Origin of the sequence: Serratia sp. CY29653 (genome assembly GCF_052169255.1) — a bacterium.
Classification (GTDB): domain Bacteria; phylum Pseudomonadota; class Gammaproteobacteria; order Enterobacterales; family Enterobacteriaceae; genus Serratia; species Serratia sarumanii.
This window is the reverse complement of record NZ_JBJNLC010000001.1, coordinates 1,749,784-1,776,557: the sequence shown is the minus strand read 5'-3', so window position 1 is coordinate 1,776,557 and position 26,774 is coordinate 1,749,784. Positions and strand designations below refer to the sequence as shown.

The 26,774-nt window shown below is 62.5% G+C and carries 30 protein-coding genes; 5 read left to right on the top strand and 25 right to left on the bottom strand.

All coding sequences use genetic code 11. The features are described 5' to 3' along the window. Together ACJ8HN_RS08600 and ACJ8HN_RS08595 are read left to right on the top strand one after the other, a co-directional pair. A complete protein-coding gene (locus tag ACJ8HN_RS08600) occupies positions 1-429 on the top strand; it encodes a YeeE/YedE family protein (RefSeq protein WP_033655073.1) in 429 nt (142 codons plus the stop codon). Then, a complete protein-coding gene (locus ACJ8HN_RS08595) occupies positions 420-818 on the top strand; it encodes a VOC family protein (RefSeq protein ID WP_033655072.1) in 399 nt (132 codons plus the stop codon). Before ACJ8HN_RS08600 ends, ACJ8HN_RS08595 begins: the two co-directional genes overlap by 10 nt. A gap of 51 nt (positions 819-869) precedes the next feature. On the opposite strand, the gene ACJ8HN_RS08590 is transcribed toward ACJ8HN_RS08595, so the two are convergent. The 4 genes from ACJ8HN_RS08590 to ACJ8HN_RS08575 all read right to left on the bottom strand — a co-directional run bounded on the left by ACJ8HN_RS08590 (position 870) and on the right by ACJ8HN_RS08575 (position 5,644). Next, the gene (locus tag ACJ8HN_RS08590; RefSeq protein WP_442523261.1) at positions 870-2,423 is read right to left on the bottom strand and encodes a peptide MFS transporter; all 1,554 of its coding nucleotides are present in this window, start codon (positions 2,421-2,423) and stop codon (positions 870-872) included. A gap of 474 nt (positions 2,424-2,897) precedes the next feature. Continuing rightward, positions 2,898-4,136: a multidrug efflux MFS transporter MdtG gene (gene mdtG / locus ACJ8HN_RS08585; RefSeq protein ID WP_442523260.1), complete on the bottom strand. Its 1,239-nt coding sequence runs from the start codon at positions 4,134-4,136 to the stop codon at positions 2,898-2,900. A gap of 201 nt (positions 4,137-4,337) precedes the next feature. Then, positions 4,338-4,622, bottom strand: a complete 285-nt coding sequence (locus ACJ8HN_RS08580) for a YciI family protein (protein WP_033655070.1) — start codon at positions 4,620-4,622, stop codon at positions 4,338-4,340. A gap of 101 nt (positions 4,623-4,723) precedes the next feature. Continuing rightward, positions 4,724-5,644, bottom strand: coding sequence for a Kdo(2)-lipid IV(A) acyltransferase (locus tag ACJ8HN_RS08575; RefSeq protein ID WP_033638030.1), 921 nt, complete (start codon positions 5,642-5,644; stop codon positions 4,724-4,726). 261 nt (positions 5,645-5,905) lie between these two features. Between ACJ8HN_RS08575 and ACJ8HN_RS08570 the strand changes: the two genes are divergently transcribed. Together ACJ8HN_RS08570 and trhO are read left to right on the top strand one after the other, a co-directional pair. After that, on the top strand, positions 5,906-6,064 hold the full coding sequence (locus ACJ8HN_RS08570) for a histidine kinase (protein ID WP_086579609.1): 159 nt from the start codon (positions 5,906-5,908) through the stop codon (positions 6,062-6,064). A 119-nt stretch (positions 6,065-6,183) separates the two neighbouring features. Continuing rightward, positions 6,184-7,251 carry an oxygen-dependent tRNA uridine(34) hydroxylase TrhO gene (gene trhO / locus ACJ8HN_RS08565; RefSeq protein ID WP_033646457.1) on the top strand — a complete coding sequence of 356 codons (1,068 nt, stop codon included), beginning with the start codon at positions 6,184-6,186 and terminating at the stop codon, positions 7,249-7,251. A gap of 45 nt (positions 7,252-7,296) precedes the next feature. Here trhO and ACJ8HN_RS08560 read toward each other — a convergent pair whose 3' ends face one another. Together ACJ8HN_RS08560 and ACJ8HN_RS08555 are read right to left on the bottom strand one after the other, a co-directional pair. Then, the gene (locus tag ACJ8HN_RS08560) at positions 7,297-7,875 is read right to left on the bottom strand and encodes a YceI family protein (protein ID WP_016928208.1); all 579 of its coding nucleotides are present in this window, start codon (positions 7,873-7,875) and stop codon (positions 7,297-7,299) included. A gap of 23 nt (positions 7,876-7,898) precedes the next feature. Next, positions 7,899-8,453, bottom strand: a complete 555-nt coding sequence (locus tag ACJ8HN_RS08555; protein ID WP_004927830.1) for a cytochrome b — start codon at positions 8,451-8,453, stop codon at positions 7,899-7,901. Positions 8,454-8,895: 442 nt separating this feature from the next. On the opposite strand from ACJ8HN_RS08555, the gene ACJ8HN_RS08550 reads away from it, so the two are divergent. Then, complete coding sequence (locus tag ACJ8HN_RS08550; RefSeq protein ID WP_033646455.1) at positions 8,896-9,954, top strand: AI-2E family transporter; 1,059 nt, start codon at positions 8,896-8,898, stop codon at positions 9,952-9,954. Here ACJ8HN_RS08550 and ACJ8HN_RS08545 read toward each other — a convergent pair. The 19 genes from ACJ8HN_RS08545 to ACJ8HN_RS08455 form a co-directional block, all read right to left on the bottom strand. Next, on the bottom strand, positions 9,902-10,906 hold the full coding sequence (locus tag ACJ8HN_RS08545) for a zinc-dependent alcohol dehydrogenase family protein (RefSeq protein ID WP_033646454.1): 1,005 nt from the start codon (positions 10,904-10,906) through the stop codon (positions 9,902-9,904). The genes ACJ8HN_RS08550 and ACJ8HN_RS08545 overlap by 53 nt on opposite strands. Before the next feature lie 3 nt (positions 10,907-10,909). Continuing rightward, complete coding sequence (locus tag ACJ8HN_RS08540; protein ID WP_033638034.1) at positions 10,910-11,026, bottom strand: DUF2770 family protein; 117 nt, start codon at positions 11,024-11,026, stop codon at positions 10,910-10,912. A gap of 122 nt (positions 11,027-11,148) precedes the next feature. Continuing rightward, on the bottom strand, positions 11,149-11,775 hold the full coding sequence (locus ACJ8HN_RS08535) for a LuxR C-terminal-related transcriptional regulator (protein WP_033646453.1): 627 nt from the start codon (positions 11,773-11,775) through the stop codon (positions 11,149-11,151). A gap of 216 nt (positions 11,776-11,991) precedes the next feature. Continuing rightward, positions 11,992-13,107: an N-methyl-L-tryptophan oxidase gene (solA, locus tag ACJ8HN_RS08530; protein ID WP_442523259.1), complete on the bottom strand. Its 1,116-nt coding sequence runs from the start codon at positions 13,105-13,107 to the stop codon at positions 11,992-11,994. Positions 13,108-13,248: 141 nt separating this feature from the next. Continuing rightward, complete coding sequence (gene bssS, locus ACJ8HN_RS08525) at positions 13,249-13,503, bottom strand: biofilm formation regulator BssS (protein WP_004927812.1); 255 nt, start codon at positions 13,501-13,503, stop codon at positions 13,249-13,251. A 201-nt stretch (positions 13,504-13,704) separates the two neighbouring features. Continuing rightward, on the bottom strand, positions 13,705-13,983 hold the full coding sequence (locus ACJ8HN_RS08520; protein WP_033646451.1) for a hypothetical protein: 279 nt from the start codon (positions 13,981-13,983) through the stop codon (positions 13,705-13,707). A gap of 381 nt (positions 13,984-14,364) precedes the next feature. Further along, positions 14,365-14,610 carry a DUF2274 domain-containing protein gene (locus ACJ8HN_RS08515; RefSeq protein WP_028240142.1) on the bottom strand — a complete coding sequence of 82 codons (246 nt, stop codon included), beginning with the start codon at positions 14,608-14,610 and terminating at the stop codon, positions 14,365-14,367. Further along, entirely contained in the window at positions 14,607-15,890 is a 1,284-nt protein-coding gene (locus tag ACJ8HN_RS08510) for a TrbI/VirB10 family protein (RefSeq protein ID WP_028240143.1), read from the bottom strand. Before ACJ8HN_RS08510 ends, ACJ8HN_RS08515 begins: the two co-directional genes overlap by 4 nt. A 2-nt stretch (positions 15,891-15,892) precedes the next feature. Next, a complete protein-coding gene (gene trbG / locus ACJ8HN_RS08505) occupies positions 15,893-16,885 on the bottom strand; it encodes a P-type conjugative transfer protein TrbG (RefSeq protein ID WP_028240144.1) in 993 nt (330 codons plus the stop codon). Then, positions 16,882-17,586 carry a conjugal transfer protein TrbF gene (gene trbF, locus ACJ8HN_RS08500; RefSeq protein WP_028240145.1) on the bottom strand — a complete coding sequence of 235 codons (705 nt, stop codon included), beginning with the start codon at positions 17,584-17,586 and terminating at the stop codon, positions 16,882-16,884. Before trbF ends, trbG begins: the two co-directional genes overlap by 4 nt. A gap of 12 nt (positions 17,587-17,598) precedes the next feature. Next, positions 17,599-18,975: a P-type conjugative transfer protein TrbL gene (gene trbL, locus ACJ8HN_RS08495; RefSeq protein ID WP_028240146.1), complete on the bottom strand. Its 1,377-nt coding sequence runs from the start codon at positions 18,973-18,975 to the stop codon at positions 17,599-17,601. Further along, positions 18,972-19,313 carry a hypothetical protein gene (locus tag ACJ8HN_RS08490; RefSeq protein WP_028240147.1) on the bottom strand — a complete coding sequence of 114 codons (342 nt, stop codon included), beginning with the start codon at positions 19,311-19,313 and terminating at the stop codon, positions 18,972-18,974. The genes trbL and ACJ8HN_RS08490 overlap by 4 nt, the downstream gene beginning before the upstream one ends. An 11-nt stretch (positions 19,314-19,324) precedes the next feature. Continuing rightward, positions 19,325-20,050 carry a P-type conjugative transfer protein TrbJ gene (trbJ, locus tag ACJ8HN_RS08485; protein ID WP_028240148.1) on the bottom strand — a complete coding sequence of 242 codons (726 nt, stop codon included), beginning with the start codon at positions 20,048-20,050 and terminating at the stop codon, positions 19,325-19,327. Next, the gene (trbE, locus tag ACJ8HN_RS08480; RefSeq protein WP_442523258.1) at positions 20,047-22,500 is read right to left on the bottom strand and encodes a conjugal transfer protein TrbE; all 2,454 of its coding nucleotides are present in this window, start codon (positions 22,498-22,500) and stop codon (positions 20,047-20,049) included. The genes trbJ and trbE overlap by 4 nt, the downstream gene beginning before the upstream one ends. A 15-nt stretch (positions 22,501-22,515) precedes the next feature. Beyond that, a complete protein-coding gene (locus ACJ8HN_RS08475; RefSeq protein WP_023083647.1) occupies positions 22,516-22,788 on the bottom strand; it encodes a VirB3 family type IV secretion system protein in 273 nt (90 codons plus the stop codon). Further along, positions 22,785-23,159, bottom strand: coding sequence for a TrbC/VirB2 family protein (locus tag ACJ8HN_RS08470; protein ID WP_428839556.1), 375 nt, complete (start codon positions 23,157-23,159; stop codon positions 22,785-22,787). The genes ACJ8HN_RS08475 and ACJ8HN_RS08470 overlap by 4 nt, the downstream gene beginning before the upstream one ends. A 5-nt stretch (positions 23,160-23,164) precedes the next feature. After that, positions 23,165-24,217, bottom strand: coding sequence for a P-type conjugative transfer ATPase TrbB (trbB, locus tag ACJ8HN_RS08465; protein ID WP_028240150.1), 1,053 nt, complete (start codon positions 24,215-24,217; stop codon positions 23,165-23,167). Further along, complete coding sequence (locus tag ACJ8HN_RS08460) at positions 24,214-24,678, bottom strand: ribbon-helix-helix protein, CopG family (RefSeq protein WP_028240151.1); 465 nt, start codon at positions 24,676-24,678, stop codon at positions 24,214-24,216. Before ACJ8HN_RS08460 ends, trbB begins: the two co-directional genes overlap by 4 nt. Then, complete coding sequence (locus ACJ8HN_RS08455; RefSeq protein ID WP_028240152.1) at positions 24,675-26,675, bottom strand: conjugal transfer protein TraG; 2,001 nt, start codon at positions 26,673-26,675, stop codon at positions 24,675-24,677. Before ACJ8HN_RS08455 ends, ACJ8HN_RS08460 begins: the two co-directional genes overlap by 4 nt. Positions 26,676-26,774 lie beyond the last annotated feature (99 nt).

The window sequence follows — 26,774 nt, the reverse complement described above, 5'->3', positions numbered from 1 at the left end:
ATGTTTAAATCCCTGTTGGCGCTGCTGAGCGGCGTGATTTTCGGTCTGGGGCTGATCGTCGCCGGCATGGCCAATCCGGCCAAAGTGTTGGCGTTTCTCGACGTTACCGGCCAGTGGGATCCTTCGCTGGCGCTGGTGATGGTTGGGGCGATCGCGGTGGCGGCGCCGGCCTTCTTGTGGGCGCGGCGACGCGAGCGGAGCCTGTTGGGCGAACCGCTGCAGATCCCGGCCGCCGGGCGTGTGGAGCGCCGTTTGCTGGCGGGCAGCGCGCTGTTCGGCGTCGGTTGGGGCATCGCGGGCATTTGCCCTGGCCCCGCCTGGGTGTTGGCGGGGGCGGAGATACAGCGGGTATGGCCGTTCCTGCTGGCGATGCTGGCGGGCATGGCGCTGTATGAGATTATCATGAGGCGGAGGCGTACATGTCGATAGCCAAGGCGGTGTTGCGCATCGCGCGCCCGACCGATCGGTTGCAAGAGATTGCCGCGCTGTATTGTCGCGGGCTGGGGTTCGAAAAGCTGGGCGAGTTTGTCGATCATCAGGGCTTTGACGGCATAATGATCGGCCATCCGCAGCATGCCTACCATCTGGAGTTCACGCAGCATCGCGGGGTGCGGGTCGGGCAGGCGCCGACGCAGGATCATCTGCTGGTGTTTTATCTGCCTGATGAGAACGCATGGCGAGCCGCGTGCGAGCGGATGCGGGCGGCAGGATTCCTGGCGGTCACCGCTTATAACCCCTATTGGGATAGGGCGGGGCAAACCTTTGAAGATCCTGACGGCTACCGGGTGGTCCTGCAACATCAGGCCTGGCAAGGATAAAAAAAACCGGCGCCTTGAGCGCCGGTTTGCGAGATAAAAAAGGGGTATCCGTCAGGCGCTGGTCGCCGGTTTCTGCGCGCTCTTGGTCTGGGTATTTTCCAGCATGCGGCGAATCGGCACGATCAGCACGATAAGCACGGCGGCGCAGATCAGCAGCGCGACTGAGCAGCGAGCGAACAGATCCGGCAGCATATCCAGTTGGTCGGCCTTGACGTGACCGCCGATCAGACCGGCCGCCAGGTTGCCCAGCGCGCTGGCGCAGAACCACAGCCCCATCATTTGCCCGCGCATTCTCTCCGGCGCCAGCAGCGTCATGGTGGCCAGGCCGATCGGGCTCAGGCACAGCTCACCCAGCGTCAGCATCAGGATACTGCCCACCAGCCACATCGGCGATACGCCGGCGCCGCCGTTGCTCAGCACATTCTGCGCGGCCAGCATCATCAGGCCGAAACCGCCGGCGGCGCACAGGATACCGATCACGAACTTGGTGATGCTGCTTGGGCGCACGTTATTGCGCGCCAGCGCAGGCCAGGCCCAGCTGAACACCGGCGCCAGCAGGATGATGAACAGGGCGTTGATCGACTGGAACCACACCGCCGGGATCTCGAAGCCGCCGACCATGCGATTGGTGTAATCGTTGGCGAACAGGTTGAACGAGGTCGGTTTCTGTTCAAACGCCGACCAGAAGAACGCGGCGGAGATCAGCAGGATAAAGCACACCAGCAGGCGAGCGCGCTCTTTGCGGCTCAGGCCGGCAAAGGCGAACAGATAGATGAAGTACAGGGTGACCGACGCGGCGATCACGTACACCAGCACGCTGGCTACTTCGACCGGGTTGATGACGATGGTGCCCTGAGCGATCAGCACGATGACCGCAGCCAGGCCTACCGCCAATGCCAGCAGCCAGGCGCCGACGCCTTTTTTCTTCGCGATCGGGCTGTTCCAGGTGGAATCCAGGCCCACTTCGCGGTCATAGCGTTTCATCGCCGGGACGGCGAACACGCGGAAGATCACCAGCGCCACCAGCATCCCGATACCGCCGATGCCGAAGCCCCAGTGCCAGCCGTGTGACTTGATCAGCCAGCCGGAGATCAACGGGGCGATGAACGAACCGATGTTGATGCCCATGTAGAACAGCGAGAAACCGCCGTCGCGGCGCGCATCGCCTTTCTTGTACAGCGTGCCGACCATCACCGAGATACAGGTCTTGAACAGGCCGGAACCGAGCACGATGAACATCAGGCCGATGAAGAACAGGTTGGTGCCCATCACCGCGGACAGGGCGATCGACAGGTGGCCGAGGGCGATCAGAATCGAACCGTACCAAACGGCCTTGCGTTGGCCGAGCCAGTTGTCCGCCAGCCAGCCGCCCGGCAGCGCCGCCAGGTACATGCTGCCGGCGAAGATGCCGACGATCGCCGACGCGTTCTCGCGCGCCAGACCCAGACCGCCGTCGTATACGGTGGCGGCCATAAACAGGATCAGCAGCGGACGGATGCCGTAGAACGAAAAGCGCTCCCACATTTCGGTGAAGAACAGAGAACCCAGCGGATAGGGATGGCCGAAGAAGGTCCGGCTTTCTGACTTATTGACAGAGGATTGCATAACGATTTCCCAATAAAAAGGCGCTGCATGGCTGCAGCCCGTACTGTGGTTGTATGTGTATTTAATGAAGGCGATCCGCCCAATGCGGATTACCCGACAAAACCGCGGCTGCAACGCTGATAAACCGTGGAAAGCGTGCTGACCTTTTCTTCACTTGGCCGATGGTTCACATCTGGCATGATATTATTTAACCATTTGATAACTGGTCGTTGGTTTTGTCTAGTACCTGTATCCCATTTTTTAGACGAAAAGTCGACAAGCATCTCCTTTTCTGGTTTTTCTGTTGGTTGTGGCAGGAATATGATTGACAGCGGGTTTTATGCGCTGAAAGTTAATTAATTGTTGATAAACAAGATGTTGTAGTAAGAATGTTCCGAGTGGAGCGAAAATTCGCCGGCCCGCAGGAAGCATTATTAAAAGTAGGGGAAACGCGCCGTTGATCCGGCCAATCGCGGAAATTGGCGATAAATGCAGCTATTGTTCTTCCTGGAGCGTGTCTTCCCGCATATAGCCCGGCCGCCGCCGCAGACACCACCAGGAATAACCGGCGTTGAACAGCACCACCAAAGCGGTGACGGCGAAGACCGCGCGAAAACCGTAGCCGGCGGAGACCGCGGCGCCGAGCAGCGGGCCGCTGACGTTGCCGACGTCGCGGAACGACTGGTTGTAGCTGAAAATGCGGCCGGCGACCTGATTGGTGCAGTTATAAATCAACAGCGTCTGTACCGCCGGCAGCAGCGCGCCGTCGGCCGCCCCCAGCAGAAAGCGCAGTACGCCGAGCTGCCACGGTGTTTGCACGAACGCCATCGGGATCAGCAGCAGCACCGAGACGATCAGCATAAAGACCAGAATGCGTTCCGGGCCGATGCGATCGCCCAGTTTGCCCAGCCGTGGGGTGCTCATCAATGCCGCGACGCCGGGCACCGAGGCGATCATCCCGCTGATAAACGCCAGATTATGGGTCGCGCCGGCCAGATCGCGCACATACAGCGTCAGGATCGGGGCAATTGAGCCGGTGGCGATCTGGATAATCATGGTGGTGACGAACAGGCTGAGCACCAGCTTCGGGTTCTTCAACGAGGCGAACACCTGTTTTGCGTGCAACATGTCGCGCTTTTGCACCGGGGTGAATTGCTCTTTGACATACAGCAGCGTCAGCACGAAGCAGACGAACAGCACCGCGGCGGTGATATAAAACACCGGACGCAGGCCGTACAGATCGGCCAGCAGGCCGCCGATCAACGGGCCGACCAGCGCACCGCCGACGCCGCCGGTAGACAGGGTGCCGAGCGCCCAGCCGCTGCGGTTGCGCGGCACCTGGGTGGCGATCAGCGCGTTGGCGTTGGGAATGAACCCGCCGAGCAACCCCAGCACCGCACGCAGCGCGAGAAACTGCCAGACCGTTTGCGCCATGCCCATCAGCACCATGACGATCGCCATGCCCAGGGCGGAGCGCAGCAGCATCAGTTTACGGCCGCGTCGGTCGGCCAGGGCGCCCCAGAACGGCGCGGCGATAGCGGAAAACAGGAAGGTAATGCTGAACAGCAGACCGGACCACATGTTGAGCGCCTGATGGCCGGTTACGCCCAGGGTCTCGACGTACAGCGGCAGAAACGGCATCACCAGGCTGAAGGCGGCGCCGGTGAGAAAGCACCCTACCCAGGCGACGAAAAGGTTGCGTTTCCAGTTAACGGGTTCTGCTGCCGAAGCCATAAATGTCCATTGCCGAAAGGTGACGCGTTTTGCCGGCGGCAAAAAGATGAGGGGCAAAACGTGAAAGTTAGCCTGATAAGTATGCGCCGCCAGCGCGGCTACGGCAAACCAGAGGACGGGAATAGGGCGAAAAATGAAATAAAGTTTTAAAAATGACGCTTAAACCTTATTCCGCGCTTGGCGCGCGGAATTTTCAGCGTTTTATAGGCCGGCCAGCGCCTCGAAACCGGCGGCGGTGGTGGTGGCGCTAAAGTCAGTGACCTCGTAGTGAGCCACGGCGTTGAACGGATCTTCGGCCAGGATGGCGTCCAGCCGCGCGCGCTCAATGCCCTTGGCCAGGATCACGCCGCCGGTGCGGGGATTCTTGCGGCCGGAGGCGATGAAGGTGCCGTCCTGAAAATATTTCTTAAGCCAGGCGATGTGCCCGTCAAGGTGGCTGTCGACGTCGGCGATCGGGCGATGGTAGGTCAGGCTGACAATGTACATGGCGGCTCCGGGGTTGGTGGCAAAGGCTTTACCATCCCACCCTCGCCGTCGATTCTCAAGAGGCGCGCAATAAAAAACCCGCCGGCGGCGGGTTTGCTTTATCAGTAGAGCGAAGGCTCGCCTTCCGGGCGGGTCTTGAAGCGGCGATGCAGCCACATGTATTGATCCGGCGCCATCAGGATCTCTTTTTCCACCACTTTATTCATAAAGGCGGCGGCATCGAGTTCGTTATCCAGCGGGAAGTTTTCCACCGCCGGCTGCATGATCAGCTCATAGCCTTTGCCGTCCGGCAGGCGGCGCGGGGTGAACGGAATGATCGCCGGTTTGCCCATCCGAACCAGCACGTAACTGCCGGTGGTGGTGGCGGCTTTGTCTACCGCGAACAGCGGCACGAATACGCTGCTGCGCGGGCCGTAGTCGTGATCCGGCGCATACCAGATGATATCGCCCTGTTTCAGGGCGCGGATCATGCCTTTGATGTCTTTGCGATCCAGCATCGATTTGTTGGAACGCATGCGGCCCCAGGTTTGCAGCCAGTCCATCAGCTTGTTGTCGTGCGGGCGGTAAACGCCGATGCCCGGGTTGTGAATGCCGAAGATGCGCGCGCCCAGCTCCAGCGTCAAAAAGTGCAGGCCAATCAGCAACACGCCCTGCTGGTTGTCGCGCGCCTTTTGGATGTGCTCCAGGCCGCTGACCTTGAACCAGCGCTCGATGCGCCAGTTGGGCCAGAACCACGCCATGCCGGTTTCAAACAGCCCCATGCCGACCGATTCGAAATTCTTTACCACCAGCGCATCGCGTTCGGCCTGCGGCATGTCGGGAAAACAGAGCTCGAGGTTACGCTGGGCGATAGCGACGCGTCGCTTGAGAAAGCGCATGGAAAATCGCCCAATCGAGGTGCCGAGCCAGTAGATGACGGGATAAGGCAGCAACACCAGCAGATACAGCAAGCCGATGCCGACCCAGGTCAGCCAGTAGCGCGGGTGCAATAAGGAACGATTGAAAGTAGGAACTTGAGTCATGGGTTCTCTGTTTGAATACGGTTGTTTAAGTGTAATGACAGAGTCATAGCATGGTCTGGCAGCCGGGTGAGCTCGGCGGCAAGGTTCGTTTCTGCCGTTTGTTTGCGACTATTGTGGCATTTTTCTGGCGATCCGGGAAAACACAACGCATTAAAATCCCTTTTTGGGCGCTAAATATGCATCGAATGCCGAATTTTTCCACAATCTTTCCTGCCAAAGATAATGGCGATATTATTGCTGGTAATTATTCAGAGGGTAAATATGTTGGCACCATGGATCAGTGCGGGGCTGCTGGTTTTGGGCGGGGCGGTCGGCAGCGTCGGCGCGCATCTGCAGGTGAACGCGATATTGGCGCTCGCCGGCGTGATGATGGCGCTCGGTATGCTGGCTTCCGCGTTTACCGAAGGCGGCGGACGCTGAACGGGGCGTTTGCGCCAGGGCTGCGCGGCGGCGGTTTTTCGGGTATGATGTGCGCCGCGCGCGGGCCGGCAGGCTGCGCGCGATGATCAGTCACCTCCCGAAAGACAGGAAAGTACACCATGCCAGTGTTACATAACCGAATTTCTAATGAGGAACTGAAGGCGCGCATGCTGGCGGAAACCGAGCCGCGCACCACAGTTTCTTTTTACAAATATTTCTCCATCGACGATCCCAAAGCGTTTCGCGACAGCCTGTACGTTCAGTTCGAAAAACTGAAGGTGTTCGGCCGCATCTACGTGGCGAAAGAGGGCATCAACGCGCAGATCAGCGTGCCGCAGCATAACTTCGACGCGTTCAAAGCCGCGCTGTTCGCTTCGCACCCGGCGCTGGATCAGGTTCGCCTGAATATCGCGCTCGAAGACGACGGTAAATCCTTCTGGGTGCTGCGCCTCAAGGTGCGCGAGCGCATCGTGGCCGACGGCATCGATGACGAGAGCTTTGACCCAAGCAACGTCGGCGAATATCTGCAGGCCGATCGCGTCAATCAGATGATCGACGATCCGAATACGGTGTTCGTCGACATGCGCAACCACTATGAGTACGAAGTCGGTCACTTCGAAAACGCCATCGAGGTGCCGTCGGATACCTTCCGCGATCAGCTGCCGATGGCGGTGGAGATGCTGCAGGACAGCAAAGACAAAAACATCGTCATGTACTGCACCGGCGGCATTCGCTGTGAAAAAGCCAGCGCCTATATGCTGCACAACGGCTTTAAAAACATCTACCACGTGGAAGGCGGGATCATCGAGTACGCCCGCAAAGCGAAAGAGCAGGGGCTGCCGCTGAAGTTTATCGGCAAAAACTTTGTGTTCGATGAGCGTATGGGCGAGCGCATTTCCGACGATGTGATCGCCAACTGCCACCAGTGCGGGGCGCCGTGCGACACCCACACCAACTGCAAAAACGACGGTTGCCACCTGCTGTTCATTCAGTGCCCGAGCTGCGCCGCCAAGTTTGAAGGGTGCTGCAGCGAGATTTGCCGCGAAGAGCTGAAGCTGCCGCGCGAAGAGCAGCGCGCGCGCCGTGCCGGCCGTGAAAACGGCGTCAAGATCTTCAATAAGTCGAAAGGCCTGTTGCAGACTACGATGCACATTCCGGCACCGGAAGAAGAAGGCCCAGCCCGCTGAGCCTGAGGAAATGAGAAGCCCGGCCGCCAAGCCGGGCTTTTTTACTTATTTCTCGCGCACGCCTTCTACGGAGATGATCAGCTCAACGTCTTGCGATGCCGGGCCCAGATCGGTGGTGATGCCGAAATCTTTCAGCTTGATCTTGCCGTTGGCTTCAAAGCCGGCGCGGTAGCCGCCCCACGGATCGTTGCCCTGGCCAATCAGTTTGGCGTCCAGCGTAACCGGTTTGGTCACGCCGTTCAGCGTCAGGTTACCGACCACCGCATAACCGTCGCCGCTTTTCTTCACTTCGGTGGATTCAAACTTGGCCTGCTTGTTCTTCTCCACGTTGAGGAACTCGGCGCTGCGCAGGTGCTTGTCGCGCTCGGCGTGGTTGGTGTCGACGCTGGCGGTATTGATGGTCACGTTGACTTTGTCCTTGGACGGATCTTTTTCGTCGAAGGTGAAGCCGCCGTCGAAGTCTTTAAAGCTGCCGTACAGCCAGCTGTAGCCCAGGTGCTGGATGCGGAATTCGATAAAGGCGTGCTGGCCCTGTTTGTCGATCTTGTAGTCCGCCGCCAGTGCGGAACCGGCGCTCAGCAGCAGGGCGCCTGCGGTCAGGCCCAATACGGTCTTTTTCAACATAGCAATCTCCATAAATCCAAAGGTTAATCGGCGCTGCTACCCAGCATCCGTTTCAAAGTGACATCACGATCGATAAAATGATGTTTAAGCGCGGCCAGCCCGTGCAGTACCGAGAGCACTACCACGGCCCAGGCCAGGTAAAGGTGTATGGCGCCGGCGGTGTCGGCTTGCTCCGCCATGCCGGTCACGGTGGCGGGTACGTCGAACCAGCCGAATACGCTGATCGGTTGGCCGTCGGCGGTCGAGATCAGATAGCCGCTGATCAGAATGCCGAACAGCACGGCATACAGCGCCAGATGCGCGAGAATGGCGCTGACGCGAGTGAGGCGGCCATAGCTGGCCAGAGGCTTGGGCGGCGGCGAGACAAAGCGCCAGATCACGCGGATCACCATCACGATGAACAGCAGCGTGCCGATGCTTTTGTGGATCTCCGGCGCCTGGTGGTACCAGACGTCGTAATAGCCCAGCGTGACCATCCACAGGCCGAGGGCGAACATGCCGTACACCGTCAGCGCCACCAGCCAGTGGATCAACACTGACACATGGCCGAAACGATCGGCGGTATTTTTCCAGAGCATCCTGTTTCCTTCGATTACCGATTGGCTGGCTGCAATAATTAAACTTTAGGAAACATAAAATCAATAATAAATTTAACTATGTTACTTCTTAGAAATATTAGTCAGTGAATTTGTTTGAGATGTTCGGAGTTCATCAGATAAATCGTTGAAGATGATATGATTTCTTTCACGTGGCGATTATGCTAGTTGTTGAAAATTAGGCTTATTATCTATTAATGTCAGCTTTTGTCATTTTACGTAAACCGTTCATGGATTGCTGGGCGGGATTATTGGTTGGCAAAGGTTATGCCTATTTCTCGCGGCGAAGAGCAGGGCGGAAAGATTAAATTATTCGAACGGTTACGCTAAATCCTCTGCGGCGTGACGGCCGACTTTGCTACCATTAGCGCCAAGAGTCGGCTCTTTGTGGCCGGTTAACCCAGTGAAATAACAAGGAAACGTCATGGGCCGAACCCGAGTAACCGACAGCAGCCTGCGTTTGGCCGTCCTGTTGGCGATGTTGGTGATCATTTTGGCCGGGGTGAAAGCCGCCGCCGACATCGTGGTGCCGTTTCTACTGGCGGTATTCCTCGCCATGGTGCTGAACCCGCTGGTGACGATGCTGGAACGCCGCCGGGTGCCGCGCATCCTTGGGGTGACGCTGCTGGTGACGGCGGTGATCGTGGTCGTGATGCTGTTTATCGGCATGCTGGGCGCTTCGCTGAACGAGTTCGCCCGCTCGCTGCCGCAGTACCGCGGCATGATGATCGAGAAACTGCGCGAGCTGCAGCATTACGCCGATCGCTTCAATATCAGCCTCTCCAGCGAAGCGATGCTGCAGTATGTCGATCCCAGCGCGGCGATGAATCTGGTTACCCGCATGCTGGGGCACCTGTCTGGCGCCATGACCAACGTCTTCCTGCTGCTGATGACCGTGGTGTTTATGCTGTTTGAAGTGCAGCTGCTGCCTTATAAGCTGCAGCAGGCGTTGGATAAGCCGAACGAAGGCCTCGCCGCGATGCGGCGGGCGCTGGACGGCGTGACGCGCTATCTGGTGATTAAAACCATCATCAGCCTAGCCACCGGCGTGATCGTCTGGATCTTCCTGGCGGCGGTCGGCGTGCGCTTCGCCTTTATCTGGGGGCTGCTGGCGTTTCTGCTCAACTATATCCCCAATATCGGCTCGGTATTGGCCGCCATTCCACCGTTGATTCAGGCGCTGCTGTTCAACGGATTGGGCGATGCGCTGGTGGTGGCGGGCGGCTTTATCGCTGTCAACATGGTGATCGGCAATATCCTCGAACCGCGGGTGATGGGGCGCGGGCTGGGGTTGTCGACGCTGGTGGTGTTCCTGTCGCTGATCTTTTGGGGCTGGCTGCTCGGCCCGGTGGGCATGTTGCTGTCGGTGCCGCTGACGATCGTGGCGCGCATCGCGCTGGAGACCACCGAGGGCGGCTATCGGCTGGCGGTTATCCTGGGGGACGGCCGCCCGCCGCGCCAGCCTCCGGCGGCGCCGGAGTAAGGAAGATTTTTCCGCTGACGCCGGGCTGCGCGGCGTGTTGCAGCGCCGCTGCGTACTGATGCAGAGGGTAAATCGCGGCGGGCGGGCGCAGCGCCAGCTGGCCGCGGCGCAGCAGCTGGAATAGCTGATAAAACGCCGTTTGCCACTGCGCCGGCGCCGCCTGCGCATTCCATTTACGCAGGTGGAACAGCGAAGCGCGCAGCTTTAACTCGTCCACTACGCGCCGCCAGTCCACCTGGCGCCCGCCTAAAAGGCCCAGCGCCACGAAATCGCCGCCGGAGCGAACCGCTCGTGCCAGCTGCAATCCGTCTTCTCCGCCGATGCAGTCGATGGCGGCGCGGGCGCCAAAATGGGGCATTTGCGCCAGCTGCGGCGCTTCGATAACGCGCCAGGCGCCGGCGGCCAGCAGCGCCTGGCGATGGGCGGCGTTGCGCACCACCACCGCCAGACGAATACCACGCAGCGCCGTCAGCTGCGCCAACAGCAGGCTAACGGCGGAGCCGCCGCCGTTGAGCAGCAGCACGTCGCCGGCGTTGAGCGGCAGCCATTGCGTCAGCAACACCCAGCAGGTGAGCGGGTTGATGTAAATCTGCGCCGCGTCGTTGTCGTCGATGTCGTCCGGCACCCACACCACCCGATCCTCAGGCAGCGTGACGAAGGTTTGCCAGCTGCCGTCACCCGCTACCGCCAGCGCGCGTCGGCCGGTCGAGCGCCCGCTCTGCGGATCGACGATGACGCCTGCGCCTTCATAGCCCGGTACCTGCGGCAGGGCGATACGGTGCGCGTATTGGCCGTGAATCGGGATCAGGTCGGAAGGATTGATCGGGGCATAGCGCATCTGCAGCAGCAGCCGGCCGGGGCGCAGCGGCGGCCTGTTCACCTGCTGCAGCGTCAGCACCTGGGCGGGATCGCCGAAGCGGTTGAAGCTCAATCGGGGAAATGACGACGGCATGGGTTACAGTACGAAGAAAAAGTAGACATCCAGCGCCAGCAGCACCAGCCACAGGCAAAGATACAGCACCAGGTGCTCACGCACGTTGTTGACGATAGCCGCCAGTATTCGGTTTAACATTTCAGCCGCCAGAAGAAAGAGACCTTTGATTATAGTCCTTTTCTCTGTGTCTTTTATAGCGCGCCGCGCATGAGCGCTGGAAGAATGGCGATAAAAAAGCCTGCGTTATCGCAGGCTTGATGTCATACCGCCAGCAGCGCCAACGGCGTCGAGTTCGTTGGCGTGTTCGGCGGGTAGAAATAACGCAGCACGTTATACAACGAGTAGAACTCCAGCCGGTTGCGCGCGTTGATCTTCTCCGTGATGTGGCGCTTGTGCACGTACACCGTATGCGAGCTAATTTGCAGTTTTTTCGCGATGCGGTAGTTGGGCATCTCCGCCATCCAATATTTCATCACCGTCAGTTCCTGCGGGCTGAACAGGGAACGCTCTTCGCCGTCATCGGCCAGCGCCAGCGGATTTTCGCGCAGCGTGCGCAAGGTGAGCGGCAGAATGCTTTTATTGAACAGAAACGCGTTATCGGCGATGCGCATTGGCGTTTCGCTGTAAGGGTAAGGCGTATCGAGATAGATAAACAGCAGGGCAGACTGGCTGGCTTCCATAAACGCCAGCAGCTGTGCGTCCGCTTCGTTATAGCGGCACTGGTTGCTGAGGTTCACCAGAATGTGGCTCGGCTGAAAGCTGGCCAACAGCGGCGTAGCGTACTCAATGCTGTGGCAGCACTTGATCGTCGTAATCCCACTATCAGCAAAGTAGCTGGCTATACCGACCCGGGTGAAGCAGCATTCGTCCACGACAAGTAGTTTCATGGTGACGTCCTTGTTGAAAGCCGATGGAGCATATCTTCTGTAAAATAGGACTTACACTGCAAGTGTTCAATTCGGAAATTCAACTGCTGAATGCAAGAAATTTCCGTTATAAGAATTTTTACTTGGTATTTAAAAGAGTTAGCAGGTTAAGAAATTGTAACCGTCAGATTTCGCTGTCCAGGGCCCGACGGGAACCAGGACAGCGACAGCCTTCGCTTAGCTAAATCGTTTCAGACCAAAGCTGGAGACGTCGACCGGCGGCGCTTTGTCCTGCGCGAACAGCGCGGCAATCTCGCCCAGTGCGCTGGCGAACTTGAAGCCGTGGCCGCTCAATCCGCTGATGACCATCAGACGATCGCACTCCGGCAGGGTATCGATAATAAAGTCTTCGTCGGGGCTCATGTCATAACTGCAGGCTTCGCCGTGTAAACATACGCCTACACCCGGTAAAAACTGCCGCAGGAAGGTGAAGACTTCGGTGCCGTCGCTGGCGTGGCTGCCGAAAGGTTTACGCTGCTCGGGGGCATCCATCGGCTGGCCACCGTCGTGTTTGCCCACTTTCAGGCCGTCGTTATCCGCCGGGAAGCCGTAATAGTGCGTGCCGTCTTGCGCTTCAACGGTAAAGGCCGGGAAGCGATTGTTCACGCTGTAGCGGCCATCCGCCTGATGCCAGGAGAATACCTTGCGCAATGGCGCAACCGGCAACTGCGGCAACAGCGCTTTCACCCAGGTGCCGGCGGTGACCACCGCTTTTCGCGCCGTGAAACGCCCTTCGCCGGTGACGACTGCAACGCCGCCATCGAGAGGCTCCACCGCGCTGACCGGGCAGTTGAACAACTGGCTGCAGCCGGCCTCTTTCGCCAGCTTGATCAGGCTGGCCACCGCCAGTTCGGAACGCAGGAAGCCGGCGTCCGGCTCGAAAACGCCGACGTAACCTTCCGGCGTGCGGAATTCCGGCCAGCGTTGAGCGATTTGTTCGGCGCTGAGGGTTTGCGCGTTCAGGCGGAATTTTTGCGCGCTCTGCTGAGCATTGCGAATGAATTCGGAGTGCTGCGGCCCCAGGTTGAGTACGCCGCACGACTGGAACAGTTCCTCGCCGGAATGTTGAATCAGCGCATTCCACAACGCCTGCGCGCGCAGCACCAGCGGCACGTACTTTTCACCTTCGCCGTAAGCGTGACGGATGATACGGGTATCGCCGTGATGGCTGCCGTTGCGGTGCGGGGGAATGGCGCTGTCGATCATCAGCACTTTCAAGCCGGCGCGGGTTGCGTAATACCCTGCCGCTGCGCCGACTGAACCGCTGCCCACCACAATCAAATCATATTCCACGTGCCGACCCTCTCTGATAGCGATTTCTTATCGCCCCATGATAAAAGGTTGGCGGGCGCAATGCACTGATTGAACGGCGAAAGGCAAAGAAAAAGGCGCCGGGAATGGGGCGCGGCGCCTTAGGGGTTAGGGGACGATGAATCAATGTTTTCTGCGATCAAGATCCTGATAATCCGTAGCTTCAATCTTGGCGATGCCGGCCTCTAAGATATTGATTAATTGACGGGCGACATCTGTGGTCAGCCAAAGCGTTCTGTCTACTTGGGCTTCTTCGGGCGTTTGGTCTAGTGAAGACAGGTAATGAAGGCGTATCATCATGGCGTCGTAAACGTCGACAGTACTGATATCCCAACCGACAAGCGGGTGCGTCTGAATTACTTCATCATTTCTGTCCATAAAGACCCCTTATTGAGTAGTAACTACCGTGAGTGACTAACGAGGATCAATGCGGCTCATCATCATGAGAGCAATTACAGTATACGCATCTGCTTTCATCGGTGGAGGGGGTTGTCACCAAAATTTGCAAAATAAATATTTATTTGAGCAATTATTCTACAAATTTGTATGTGTTGCAGTGGGTGAGTACAGCGCGGCGCGTTATTCCGCGTCGGCAGGTGGCGATGCACCATACAGACATTTTTCCAGCTCTTCGGCCAAATGGGCGAAATGCTTTTGCGTTTCGGCGTCGCGATTCTGGCTGTGCGATTCCAGCTTCAGGCTGTGGATCAGCCGCTGGTTGGCTTTGTCATCCAGGCTGAAGGCCAGATAAGAGAAAGCCACTTCCAGTACGTTCAAGCGCCTTTTCTGATCGGCAATCAACGCCAGCAGTTCGCCAAACGTCATTGCGTCTTCGGATTTCACCTTGTCCGGGGCCATGCTTACTCCTTTGCGTTAAATACAGCGCTGAGGCGGATTTTGTTCCAGAGTAAGGGTAAGCGATGAATGGGCTGGGCGCCAGAAACAAAAAAGTGCCGGTGTCAAGTCTTTCGTGTAAATCACGAAGGGCTTGAAACCGTATGTGGGGCAGTAGGTTAGCTCTTTTCGGGGCCGCTTTGCAGCACTGCGGCTTCGTGGGCTAGGAGCCACATAAGAGCGTCGGGAGGGGAAGCCGCATCGCACTGTGTCGTGCTTGATTGCCGAGGAACGGCGGGCCTGCCGCATCATCATAGCCCAAGAGGCTTGGCGGCATCCAGAACGAAGAACGCGCAGCCTTGGGGCTGCGCGTTCGATGGATGCGGCGGGCGATGTACGACACCATCATGCCGGCTTCGATGGCGCGCTCCGCGTGGCCGTGCCCTTCCTGAATCCCCTGTCTCCCGCCATGAAGGCTTCCAGCATGTGCGGGATCAGCGTCATGGCATCTACCGCCTCGCCATACGCCTGCGCGTGCAGCGCGGCGTAGCGATCGAGGTCGGCTTTCAGGCTGGCCGGACAGGCGAAGGTCAGCTTGACGCTTTCGGTCTTGGGCAGCGGCCCGAGCCGCAGCTTCTTGGTCGTGCTCATTGCGAAGCCCCCCGGTTGAAGAACAGCGGCTGGTACGGCCGCAGCACAAGATCCCGGTTGACGATGATCCGCACCGGCAGGCCGGGCCGGCTGGTCAGCGTGGGTTGGATGTTCATGTTGCGCCGGGTCATCTCCTGGCCGACCTGATTGATGCTGTCCTGTGCGCTGTCGCGTCCGGCGATGACGATGCGGTTGCCGTCCTGGCGGTTCTCCGGCGCGGCCAGCTCGGCGCCAACGCCCAGCAGCGTCGTCAGCACAGCACCGGCGACGATGCGATCCCAATGCCAGTCCACGTCGTCTTCCAGGCCGGCGTAGCCGGCCGGGTCGGTGCCCACGAGGTTGTCGAGCGTCAGCGAGGACGTATCGGGCAGGATGATCCGGTTCCACACCACCTGCACGCGGCTCTGCCCGTAGCTGACCTGGCTGTTGTAGCGCCCGAGGATGCGCGATCCCTGCGGGATCAGCAGGAACTTGCCCGTGGCCGTGTCATAGACCGGCTCTGTCACCGTGGCGATCACGTCGCCCGGCAAGTCCGACTTGATACCTGTCACCAGCGCGCCGGCGATCACCGTGCTCGCCATCACCTGATAAGGCGATGCCGGCAGCGCCAGGTTGCCGGAATTGCGGGTTTCCGTAGAGCCGCCTTTCAGGAATGCCTCTTTCTGGTCTTGCCGGTTCTGCACGGCGGTCGGATCGGCTGGCTGTGCAGCCACAGAGGCCGGCCCGGCAGCGAGTGGGTCGAAGGCCGCGAGCGCGCTGGCAGCGCCAGGCACCCCCGGCGCCGCCTGCGCCACCGTGGCGGCGGCCTGGCCTTGGCCGCCCGAGCGGAAGAACACCGACGAAGCCGCCGCCGCATCAGCTTCCTTGCGCAAGGCATCCTCGGGATCGTGACCCGGAGGCGTATAGGCCGGTGTCACCGGCTGCTGCGAGTTCACGATGGCCGGGCCAAGATCGCCCGGTAGTGGCGGCCCCAGTTCGGGTGCGGCGGGCGGCAAGGCCGGCAGCTTCGAGTAATCGGTTGGCAGCGCGTCCAGCCCTTCGGACTTCGACACGCGATCGACGTTGTAAAGCTCGGCCTGCTCGCTGGCTCCGCGCCGCTGCGGCTGCAATGACCAGATCGTGGCCCCGAACACGGCGACCGACAGGCCGCCGGCAAGGATGGCCAGCGTGCGCCGATTCAGGCGCGTGACCGGGCGCGGCTGGGCGCGCAGCGCCACCGCCTCGGGCGCTACCTTGCCCGCCTGCGGCGTGGCAAGGTCAGGGGCGTCGTCTTGGCTCATGGTCAGTTCCTCCGCGCAACGCCGTCCGTGCGCTCGATTCGCACCACGTCGCCCTTGTCACTGCCCAGGCGCAGTTCGGCCGCGCCGAACAGCCGATCCACGATGTAGTACGGCGAGCGGAAGCGGTAGTTCACCAGTTGTCCATCGCCCTGCGCGCCGATGACGAACAGCGGTGGCAGCTCGCCTTGCGCGATGCCCGGCGGAAACTGGATATAGACCTTCTCGCCGTCATCGAAGGCGCGCAGCGGCTTCCACGGCGGATTGCTGCCGCTGATCGCGTAGCGGAACCGCAGCTTCTCCAGCGACAGTCCGGTATCGACCGGGGCGGCGGCACTGGCCGCCTGCGCCTGGCGCTGCAATGCCAGCATCCGGTCGCGCGGGTACTCCCATGACGCCGACGCCATCCACGTCTTTTCCGTCGAGGTCAGCTCAAGCAAATAGGTGCGGCGGCTGGTAGTGATGACGAGGTTGGTCTTGAGGCTCGAGCGAATCGGCTTGACCAGCACGTTCACGCGCAACTCGGCGCCGCTGCCGCTGGACGTGTCACCCACGATCCAGCGCACGGTATCGCCGGCGGCTACCGTCACCAGTTCTTCGCCCGGCTGGAGCGAAATCACGGTCACGCGACCCACGGCGGCATAGACCTGATACAGCGCGCCATCGGTGAAGGGCCAGACTTGAATCGCGTTGACGTAGCCCTCGCGCGTGGGTGCGACGCGGGCCTCGGCATTGGCGCGCGAGACGCGCACCTTCTCGTCGGCCGGTTCCGGCGTGGGTTTGGCGTCTTCTGCTTCGGGCGCTGGCTTCAACTGCGCCGGCATCGGCAACACCTCGGGTACGGCCACCACCTCCACCGGCGCGGGCGGCTCGGGCAGCGGCTGAGCCTGCACCGGCTCATCGAGCGAAATCACCGGCGGCGGTTTGCCCTGCGTGGCGCAGCCCGCCAGGGCCGCAAGCATCAGCACGGAAACGTAAATACGGAAAGACAGGTTCATGGCTTGGCTCCTTCGGAAGAATCCAGTTCTCGGCTCCACGACAAGCCGTTGACGTAGATGCCCAGGGGGTTCTTGCGCAGGCGTTCTTCGGTGCGCGGCGGCTGGAGCACGATGGACACCACGGCCGTCCACCGCTCTAGGCCAGCCGCGGCGCCGTTGACGTAGCGGCGTTCCGTCCAGCGCACGTTGAAAGACGTGTCGCTGGCGCGCACGACGCTGGCGATCTGCACTGTCACCGACTCCCTGCCGATGCGTGCGAATGGGTCGTTGACCCGCGCGTAGTCGTTGAGCACGGCTGCGCCCTTGTCGGTCGTATAGTCGTAGGCGTCCAGCCAGTTTTGGCGGACGACGATGGGGTCGATGGACAGCGAGCGCACCAGCGTCACGAAGCGCGCAATGTGGTGCGCGGTCTGCGCATCGTTGGGCCGGTAAGGCGTGGCGGCTTCGCCGACGGCGCGCACCTGGCCCGCGCTGTCCACCTCCACCACGTAGGGCGTCACGATGGACTGCGCCGAGCGCCACACCAGGCCGCCAGCCATCAGCAGCGCGAGTGTCAGGCAACCGAAGGCCATCAGCCGCCAGTTCTTCGCCTGCACGCGCGGCGAGCCGATACGCTCGTCCCATACCTGGCCGGCAGCTTGGTACGGCGTGGCAGGCTGCGGCGTGTCGGCATAGCGCACCTGCGGTTTCTTGAATCGCATTGTCAGTTCTCCTTATGAATCGGAATCGCGCAGGCTCGGCCCCTGGCCGGAGCCGCCGCCGTCGCCGCCGCGCAGCGCATGGGCGGTGGTGGTCGCGGCATGGGTGAGTTGCTGGCGGCGATGCAGCCGCTTGGCCCAAGCGGGCTGTGTATTGGCTGCGCCGGACGTGGCCTCGCCTGCGGCGGCCTGGCCGGATGCTCCGGCTGCCGAGTCGCCGTCAGCCGCCTGGCCGTTCCAACCAGAGCGGAAGGGAGCTGCCATGCGTTGCCCAGCAGCGGAAGCACGGGATGCGATGCCGCGCCCGGCGGACTGCGCGCCGGTCTTGGCGACGTTGCCCAAGCCGGCCATCGCGCCCTTCGCGCCACCGCCTGCGGCGGCGGAACCGGCCTGAAACGCCGAGCGTGCGCTGCTGGCCGTCGAGGCGGCAGCACGCGCGCCGCTGCCAGCGAGCTTGGCGGCGGCAGGCGCCATGCGCGCCCCGGCCATGACGGCGCCGCCTACGCCCGTCGCGGCAGCGCCGACGGCAACGGCCGTGCCGGCGGCGCCGACAGCGGCCCCGGCCATCGCGCCCGCGCCGAGTTGCGGCGCACCGGACACCAGGCCCGTGGCGATACCGGGGCCGAAGATCCCGAGCGCCAGCAAGGTGAGCGAGGCCAGCATGATGACCAGCGCATGGTCGATGGAAGGCTCGGCGGGATGGACTTGGAACTCCGCGAACACGCCCGAACCGATGCCGACGATGACAGCCAGCACCAAGACCTTGACGCCAGACGACACCACGTTGCCAAGCACCTTTTCCGCCAAGAAGCTCGTCTTATTCCAGAGCGCGAAAGGCACCAGCACGAAGCCTGCGAGCGTGGTCAGCTTGAACTCGATCAACGTGATGAATAGCTGGATCGCCAGCACGAAGAAGCTCAAGACCACAATCAGCCAGGCGAGGAACATCACCGTGATGGCGTCAAGATTGACGAACACCTCGGGGAAGCCGGCCATCTCGCCGACTTGCTCCAGAATCGGCGCTCCTGCGTCGATGCCGGTTTTCGCCAGCCGGCCCGGCTGCAAGAAGTTCTCCATCGTGATGGCCGAGCCGGTGGCGGTGATGCCCAGCCCGGCGAAGGAGCGGAACACGATGCCGGCCAGCCAGTTGAAGTTGCCGATGATGTAGGCGAAGGCACCGACGTAGAGCACCTTGCGCAGCAGCTTGGCGATGACGTCCTCGCCCTGGCCGGTGGCGTGGCTCATCGCCCAATACAGTCCGGCGATCGTCATGTCGATGACGATCAGCGTTGCGGTGAGGAAGGCCACTTCGCCCTGCAACAGCCCGAAACCCGAGTCGATGTAGGCGGCGAAGATACTGAGGAAGCGGTCGATGATGGTCACGTCATTCATGGCGCGTCCTCTTGATCGGATGCGGCCGGCGATTCGCTGCCGTCGTCCGATTCGGCCGGTGCATCGAAACTTGGCGGGATCGGCGGCAGGTCGGCCAGCGTCTGGTACTCATCCGGCCCGGCCTGGCCGGAGAAGAAGCGCCGCCGGAAGGCTTCGGCGGCGGCGCGGCAAGCGTCCTCGCCCGTGGCCTGCCGGTCGGCCGCGCATTGCGCGCGCAATGCCTTGAGCCGCACGGGATCGGCGGTCAGGGCATCGGCAAGGTTGTCGGTCGGCTGCTCGCTGCAAGCGGCCAGCAGCGCCACAAGCAGCGAAACCGACAGGGCGAGGACGCATCGCATGGCGGCCTCCGTCAGTTGCCGTAGAAGTCCACGCGCTGCGGCGTGTACGGCGTGCCTTCACCCAGGAAGCGCCGCCGCACCTCGCGGGCGCGTTCGGTGGCCGCCGCCTGCCGCGCCAGCTCCAGCGAGGCGGCCCGGTCTTGCGTGATCTGGAGCCGCTGCGACTGGATCGACTGCTTGGCCTGCAAAGCCAGCAACTGGTTCATGGCCTGCATCGCCTGCAACGCGCCTTCGGCCGACTGGCTCTTGCCCACGAGGTCGGCCAGCACGCTTTCGTCTTCGCCCAGGTTCTGCGATACCTGCGCTTGCATCTGCATGGTGGTCTGCAAGCCGTGGAGCGTGTTCCTCCAACGCTCCTGCGCGTCGCGGTACATCTGGTCGCCGCTGACGGTGGCGGCGTACTGCTCGGGATACAGGCGCGCGAACTCCCGATCCAGATTCGTCACGTCGTAGGCCAGGCCGCGCGCCTGGGCGATTAGCCGCTCGGTCGTCGCCAAATTGGCGCGCAACTGGTTCACCACGCTGGACGGCAGGCTGGCGAGGTTGCGCGCCTGGTTCATCAACATCTGCGCTTCGTTCTGAAGCTGCTGGATCTGGTTGTTGATCTGTTGCAACGTGCGGATCGCGGTCAGCGTGTTCTGCACGAGGTTCGTGGGATCGACCACGACCCATTGCGCATGGGCGGTGGCGGTGCAAAGCATGGCCGCGATGGCGGCGGCGATAAGGCGCTTATTCATGGCAGGTTCTCCAGAGGTTGGTCAGCGAGGGAACCCGGCGCGAGGCCGGGGAACGAGGGCAGCAGGTCGGCCGCCCAATCGAGGCCGCGATGGCGCAGCCAGGCGCCCGCGAAGCCGGGCACGCCGGCGTCCAGCAGCACGCGGTCTATGTCGCGCTGGTCTTGCGGCGTGGAAGCGCCCGCAAACGCCAGAGCCGCCGGCCCCAGGTCGAGTTCGAACAGGCGGTTGCCGAGGCGGGATTGGTAGTAGTAGTCGCGCTTGGGCTGCGCGGTGGCGACGATCTCGATCTGCCGCCTGTTGAGGCCGAAGCCCTCGTAGATCGTGCGAATCTGCGGCTCGGTGGCCTGCGGGTTGGGCAAGAAAATCCGACTCGCGCAGCTCTCGATGATCGCGGGCGCGATGCTCGAATCCTTGATGTCGGCGAGGCTCTGCGTGGCGAAGATGACGCTGACGTTCTTCTTGCGCAGTGTCTTGAGCCACTGGCGGATACGCGCGGCAAACACCGGGTCATCGAGGAACAGCCACGCTTCATCAAGGATCAGCAGCGTGGGCGCCCCGTCGAAGCGTTCATCGAAACGCGCAAAGAGGTAATGCAGCACGGCCATGACGGCGGCCTTGCTGTGCATCAGCTCCTCCATCTCGAAGCACTGCACGTCGGCCATGCCCAGCCGGTCGTGGTCGGCGTCCAGCAGCTTGCCGTGGGCGCCACCCAGCACATAGGGCGACAGCGCTTGTCGCAGCGTGTTCGATTGCAGCAGCACGGAAAGTCCCGTCATCGTGCGCTGCTCCACCGGCGCACCGGCGAGACTTCCCAGCGCCGACCAGATAGCCGCCTTCTCGTCGGGGCCGATCGCCACGCCTTCGTGCAGCAAGCGGCCTTCGATCCATTCGGCGGCCCAGGTGCGGTAGCCCTCACGGTCGATGCGCGCGAGTGGCTGGAAGGCGATTTCGCCATCCGTGCCCAGGTCGTAGTGTTCGCCGCCCAGGCCGAGGATGGCGGCCCGCATGGAGCGGCCCATGTCGAAGGCGAAGATGCGCGAGCCGCGATAGCGGCGAAATTGCATCGCCAGCGTGGCGAGCAAGACCGACTTGCCCATGCCGGTCGGCCCCGCGACCAGCGTATGGCCCACGTCGCCGATGTGCGTCACCAGCCGGAACGGCGTGGCGCCGTCGGTGCGTGTCACGATCAGCGGGGGGCCGTCGAGGTGTTCGTTCTTCTCCGGCCCGGCCCATACCGCCGACACCGGCATCATGTGCGCCAGATTCAGCGTCGAGACGATGGGCTGGCGCACGTTGGCGTAAGCATTGCCGGGGAGCGAGGACAGCCAGGCATCCACGGCATTGAGCGTTTCAGGGATGGTGACGAAGCCCCGACCCTGGATGACGCGCTCCACCATGCGCAGCTTCTCGTCTGCGACGGCGGCGTCCTCGTCCATGACGGTGACGGTCGCCGTCAGATAGCCGAAGGCGACTTGATCGCTGCCCAACTCCTGCAAGGCGGCGTCGGCATCGGCGGCCTTGTTGTTGGCGTCGGTATCGACCAGCGGGCTTTCCTGCTGGAAGATCGTTTCGCGCAGCAGCGCGATGACGTTCTTGCGCTTGGCGAACCACTGGCGGCGCAGGCGGGAAAGTTCTTTTTCCGCCTCGGCTTTGTCGAGGCAGAGAAAGCGCGTGCTCCAGCGGTACGCAAAACCGAGGCGGTTGAGGTCGTCCAGAATCCCCGGCCAGGTCGAGGTCGGGAAGCCCCGCACCGACACCAGCCGCAGGTGCTGATCGCCTAGCATGGGCGCCAGGCCGCCGATCAGTGCGGAATCGGTGAGCAGCGCGTCGATGTGGAACGGCACTTCGGGCACGCCGACGCGGTAGCGCCGCGTCGAGATGGTCGCGTGCAGGTAGGTCAGCGTCTGCGCGTCATCGAGCCAGTCAATTTCCGGCATCACGCCGTCGAGCAGGTCAAAGACGCGATCCGTTTCCGCGACGAAGGCTTGCAGCCGCTCGCGCCAGTCCACGCCATTTGTCGGCGTGTTCTCGTAGAGCATCTTGGCTGCACGAGCACGGGATTCCTCCGGCGGCAGGTACACCAGCGTCAGGCGATAGCCGCTCTCGAAGTGATGGCCGGATTCCTCAAACGCGGCCCGGCGTTCTTCCTCCACCAGCCACGAAAGCGGCTCGGGAAACTCCGAGCGCGGATAGTCGGCGGCCGCATGGCGCTCGGCTTCGATGAATAGCGCCCAGCCCGATCCCATGCGGCGCAGCGCGTTGTTCAGTCGCGCCGACGTGGCGATCAGTTCGCCTTGCGTCGCGCTGTCGAGGTCAGGCCCGCGAAACCGGGCCGTGCGCTGGAAACTGCCGTCCTTGTTCAAGACGACGCCCGGCGCGACCAGTCCGGCCCAGGGCAGCCAGTCGGCCAGCAAGGCCGGGCGCTGGCGGTATTCGGCGAGATTCAGCATCGCGGCGTCCTCCCCTCAAACATCCAGCAGCGGCTTGTGTTTGATGTGGCGGGCGAACACGGCCATGAACTGCGGATCAAGGCGCGCGCCCCAGACCGCCAGCGAATGGCCGACGATCCAGAGCACCACGCCCGGTATCCACAATTGCAGGCCCAGCCCGACAGCGGCGGCCAGCGTGCCGTTGGCGATCGCCACGGTGCGCGGCGCACCGCCCAGCAGAATCGGCTCGGTCAGCGAGCGATGCAGCGGCACCTCGAAGCCGGCGGCGAAGGTGTCCGGGGCACTCATACGACGGCCCCGCCGGAGAAGCTGAAGAACGACAGGAAGAAGCTCGAAGCGGCGAACGCGATGGACAGGCCGAAGACGATCTGGATCAGCTTGCGGAATCCGCCCGACGTATCGCCGAAGGCGAGCGCGAGGCCCGTGGCGATGATGATGATGACGGCCACGATGCGCGCCACCGGCCCCTGGATGGATTCGAGGATGGATTGCAGCGGGCCTTCCCACGGCATCGAGGAACCGGCGGCCTGCGCGGTTCCGGCCAGGAACAACAGCAGCGCGGCCAGCAGCAGCCCTTGTCCCGCAGGACGGGCCAGGCAGCGCAGCCGCGCAAGACGCAAAGCCGGATTTGCAGAAAAACGGAAAGCAGGAATGGTCATCTGCGTCATGGCAGTTCTCCAAGTGAGTCAGGGGGTGGGGAAGTCGCCGCAGCGGGTGCGGCATCGGGAAGTGGCTGAAGCTCGGGAAACGGCGTTTCCAGCGCGTCCGCCAGTTGGTAGCCCACTGCGTCGAAGCCGACGACACGGGCGATGCTCTCGATGCGGCGCTTGCGCCCGCGTCCGGCGATGTGGATCACCACGTTGACCGCCTCGGCGATCAGCGCACGGGGCGGATTCACCGCCACTTCGAGAATCAGTTGCTCCAGGCGCAGCAGCGCGCCGAGCGCGGAGCCGGCATGGATCGTGGCGATGCCGCCGGGGTGGCCCGTGCCCCATACCTTGATGAGATCCAGCGCCTCGGCGCCGCGCACTTCGCCAACGACGACGCGATCAGGCCGCAGGCGCATGGACGAGCGAACCAGCTCGGTCATCGACACCACGCCTGCGCGCGTGCGCAGGGGAACGTGGTCACGGGCCGCGCATTGCAGCTCCACCGTGTCTTCGAGCACCAGCACGCGGTCGCCCGTGGCGGCAATCTCGGCCAGCAGCGCATTGGCCAGGGTCGTCTTGCCGCTGCTGGTAGCGCCGGCGATCAAGACGTTCTGCCGCTCGCGCACGGCGCGAACGAGAAAGCCCGCTTGCGCGCTGGTCATCATCCCGTCGATGACGTACCGCTCCAGCGGAATGACGCCGATGGCGCGCTTGCGCAGCGCGAAGGCTGGCCCCGGCGCGGCAGGCGGCAAGATGCCCTCGAAGCGTTCTCCCGTTTCCGGCAACTCGGCCGACAGCAGCGGTTGGCCGCGATGCACCTCCGCTCCGACATGGGCTGCCACGAGGCGGATGATTCGCTCACCGTCCGCTTCGGACAGTTCCACGCCCATCGGCGCCCGACCACTGGAAAGCCGATCCACCCAGAGGGTGCGATCGGGATTCAGCATCACCTCCACCACGTCCGGGTCTTCGAGTGCCGCGGCGATCAGCGGCCCCATCGCCGTGCGCAGCATCTGGAAGCGGCGGTCGAGCGACGTGGCGCTCATGGACTGCGGAACGGCGCTCATGACGCACGCTCCTGCGCTTGCGCGGCTGCCGCCGCGTCTTCCATCCGCATCGGGTCGGGATGCAGTTCTTCCACCACGTCGCGCACCAGGCTGCGCCCGCGCAGCAGGTGCCGGCCCAACTGTTCAACGAACTGCTCGAAGCGCGCTTTGCCTTGGGCGCGGGCGGCCTCTTGGTGTGCCTCGGGGACTGGCGTGCTGACCGTGAGGTAGTAGCGAATGAACAGCGCCAGCGTCTCGATCTGGATGTTCTGGTCGCGCTCCAGGCGTTCGGTTTGGCGCGACAGGCGATCCAACCGCTTGGCGATGGCCGCCTCGCGCTGGTCGGCGGCATCGGGCGACAGCCAGGACGCCAAGGCAGCGGCGACGATGGACGACTTGGACACGCCTTTCATGGCGGCCAGCTCGTCCAGGCGCTTGGCGTGCTCTGGCTGGATGAATAGGTTGAGGCGGTAGTGGCTCATAGCTCGATTCCGTCGTTGGGGTCGAGGGAAGCCAGCCGCGCCGTGCGCTGCATGACCGGGTCAAGCTGGCGAGGAAGGGGAAGCGGCAGGTCGTCGTCGTCATCGAGCAGCGCGAGGTCGGCAGTCGGCACGGCCAGCTCGGGGGCGTAGGTGACGGTTTCGGAGAGTTCGGGTTGGCGGCGCGGGCCGCCGTCATCCGTGGAACCCAGGCCATCGGCGGATGCCGTGGCCGGTGCGGCGGGCACGGCGGGAACCGCCAACCCGCTCCAGTCGTCGGGCCGCGATGGCGGCGCGTCTGCGTACTGCCCGCCCGCCAGTACGGGCGGCGACAGCACGCGACGCTTGAAATTGCCGTCCGCGTAGTAGCGCAGCTTCTTCGCCTTGATTGGCGCGACGCTGGACACCATCACCACCGCCTCGTCGGGCGGAAGCTGCATCACTTCGCCCGGCGTCAGCAGCGGGCGCGCGGTTTCCTGGCGCGACACCATCAGGTGGCCCAGCCACGGCGCGAGCCGATGGCCCGCGTAGTTGCGCTGGGCGCGCAGCTCGGTGGCCGTGCCCAGCGTCTCGGAGATCCGTTTGGCGGTGCGCTCGTCGTTCGTGGCGAACGTCACGCGCACATGGCAGTTGTCGAGGATGGAGTGGTTTTGCCCATACGCCTTGTCGATCTGGTTGAGCGACTGCGCGATGAGGAAGCTGCGGATGCCGTAGCCCGCCATGAAGGCCAGCGCCGTCTCGAAGAAGTCCAGGCGCCCCAGCGCAGGGAACTCATCGAGCATCAGCAGCAGCTTGTGGCGGCGCTCGATGCCATCGGAGCCATCGAGCGATTCGGTGAGGCGCCGTCCGATCTGGTTGAGGATCAGGCGAATGAGCGGCTTCGTCCGCGAAATGTCCGAAGGCGGCACCACGAGGTACAGCGATACCGGATGCTCGACCGCGATCAGGTCGGCGATGCGCCAATCGCAGCGCGAGGTGACTTCGGCCACCGTCGGGTCGCGGTACAGGCCGAGGAACGACATGGCGGTGCTCAACACGCCGGAACGCTCGTTGTCCGACTTGTTGAGCACTTCGCGCGCCGCCGAAGCGACGACAGGATGCGGCCCATCGCCCAGGTGGGGCGTGGTCATCATCCGGTGCAAGGTCAGCTCGAACGGGCTGGCCGGGTCGGAGAGGAAGTTGGCGACGCCGCGCAGCGTCTTGTCTTCGCCGGCGTAGAGCACATGCAAGATCGCACCGACCAACAGCGCGTGGCTGGTTTTCTCCCAATGGTTCCGGCGCTCCAATGCACCTTCGGGATCGACCAAAATGTCTGCGATGTTCTGAACGTCGCGCACCTCATGCGCGCCTCGCCGCACCTCCAGCAGCGGGTTGTAGGCCGCCGACTTCGCATCGGTCGGGTTGAACAGCAGGCAATGCGAGAAACGCGAGCGCCAGCCTGCGGTGATCTGCCAGTTCTCGCCTTTGATGTCGTGGATGACGGCGGATGCGGGCCAGGAAAGCAGCGTCGGCACCACGAGGCCAACGCCCTTGCCCGAGCGCGTAGGCGCGAAGGTCAGGACGTGTTCCGGGCCTTCATGCCGCAGGTACTGGCGGTCGTGCTGGCCGAGGAACACGCCGGCCGGTTGCGTGAGGCCCGCCTTGCGAATGTCCTGCGCGCTAGCCCAGCGCGCAGAGCCGTAGGTGGTAACGAGGCGAGCTTGGCGCGAGCGCCAGACCGACATGGCGATGGCAACGCCCACGGCGACCATGCCGCTGGTGCCGGCGATGGTGCCGCCGGTGTCGAATACTTCCGGTGCATAGGCCCCGAAGAAGAACCACCACTCAAACAGTTTCCAAGGGTGGTAGATCGACGTGCCAAGGAAGTCGAACCAGGGCGAGCCAAGGCGTACTTGATAGCCAAGGGCGGCTGCTGTCCATTGTGTGGCGCCCCACACGCCGGCGATCACGATGCCGAATACGACGGCGATCTGACCGAACAGCACGTTCGTCCCTTGCATGACCTGGCCTCCGATTTCTCCTGAGCTGATTCCTCATGGAAAGAGCGGCACAAAGGCGTGCCGCAGGCGTCAGGATCGGTGCCGGGTCAGTGCCGGTCA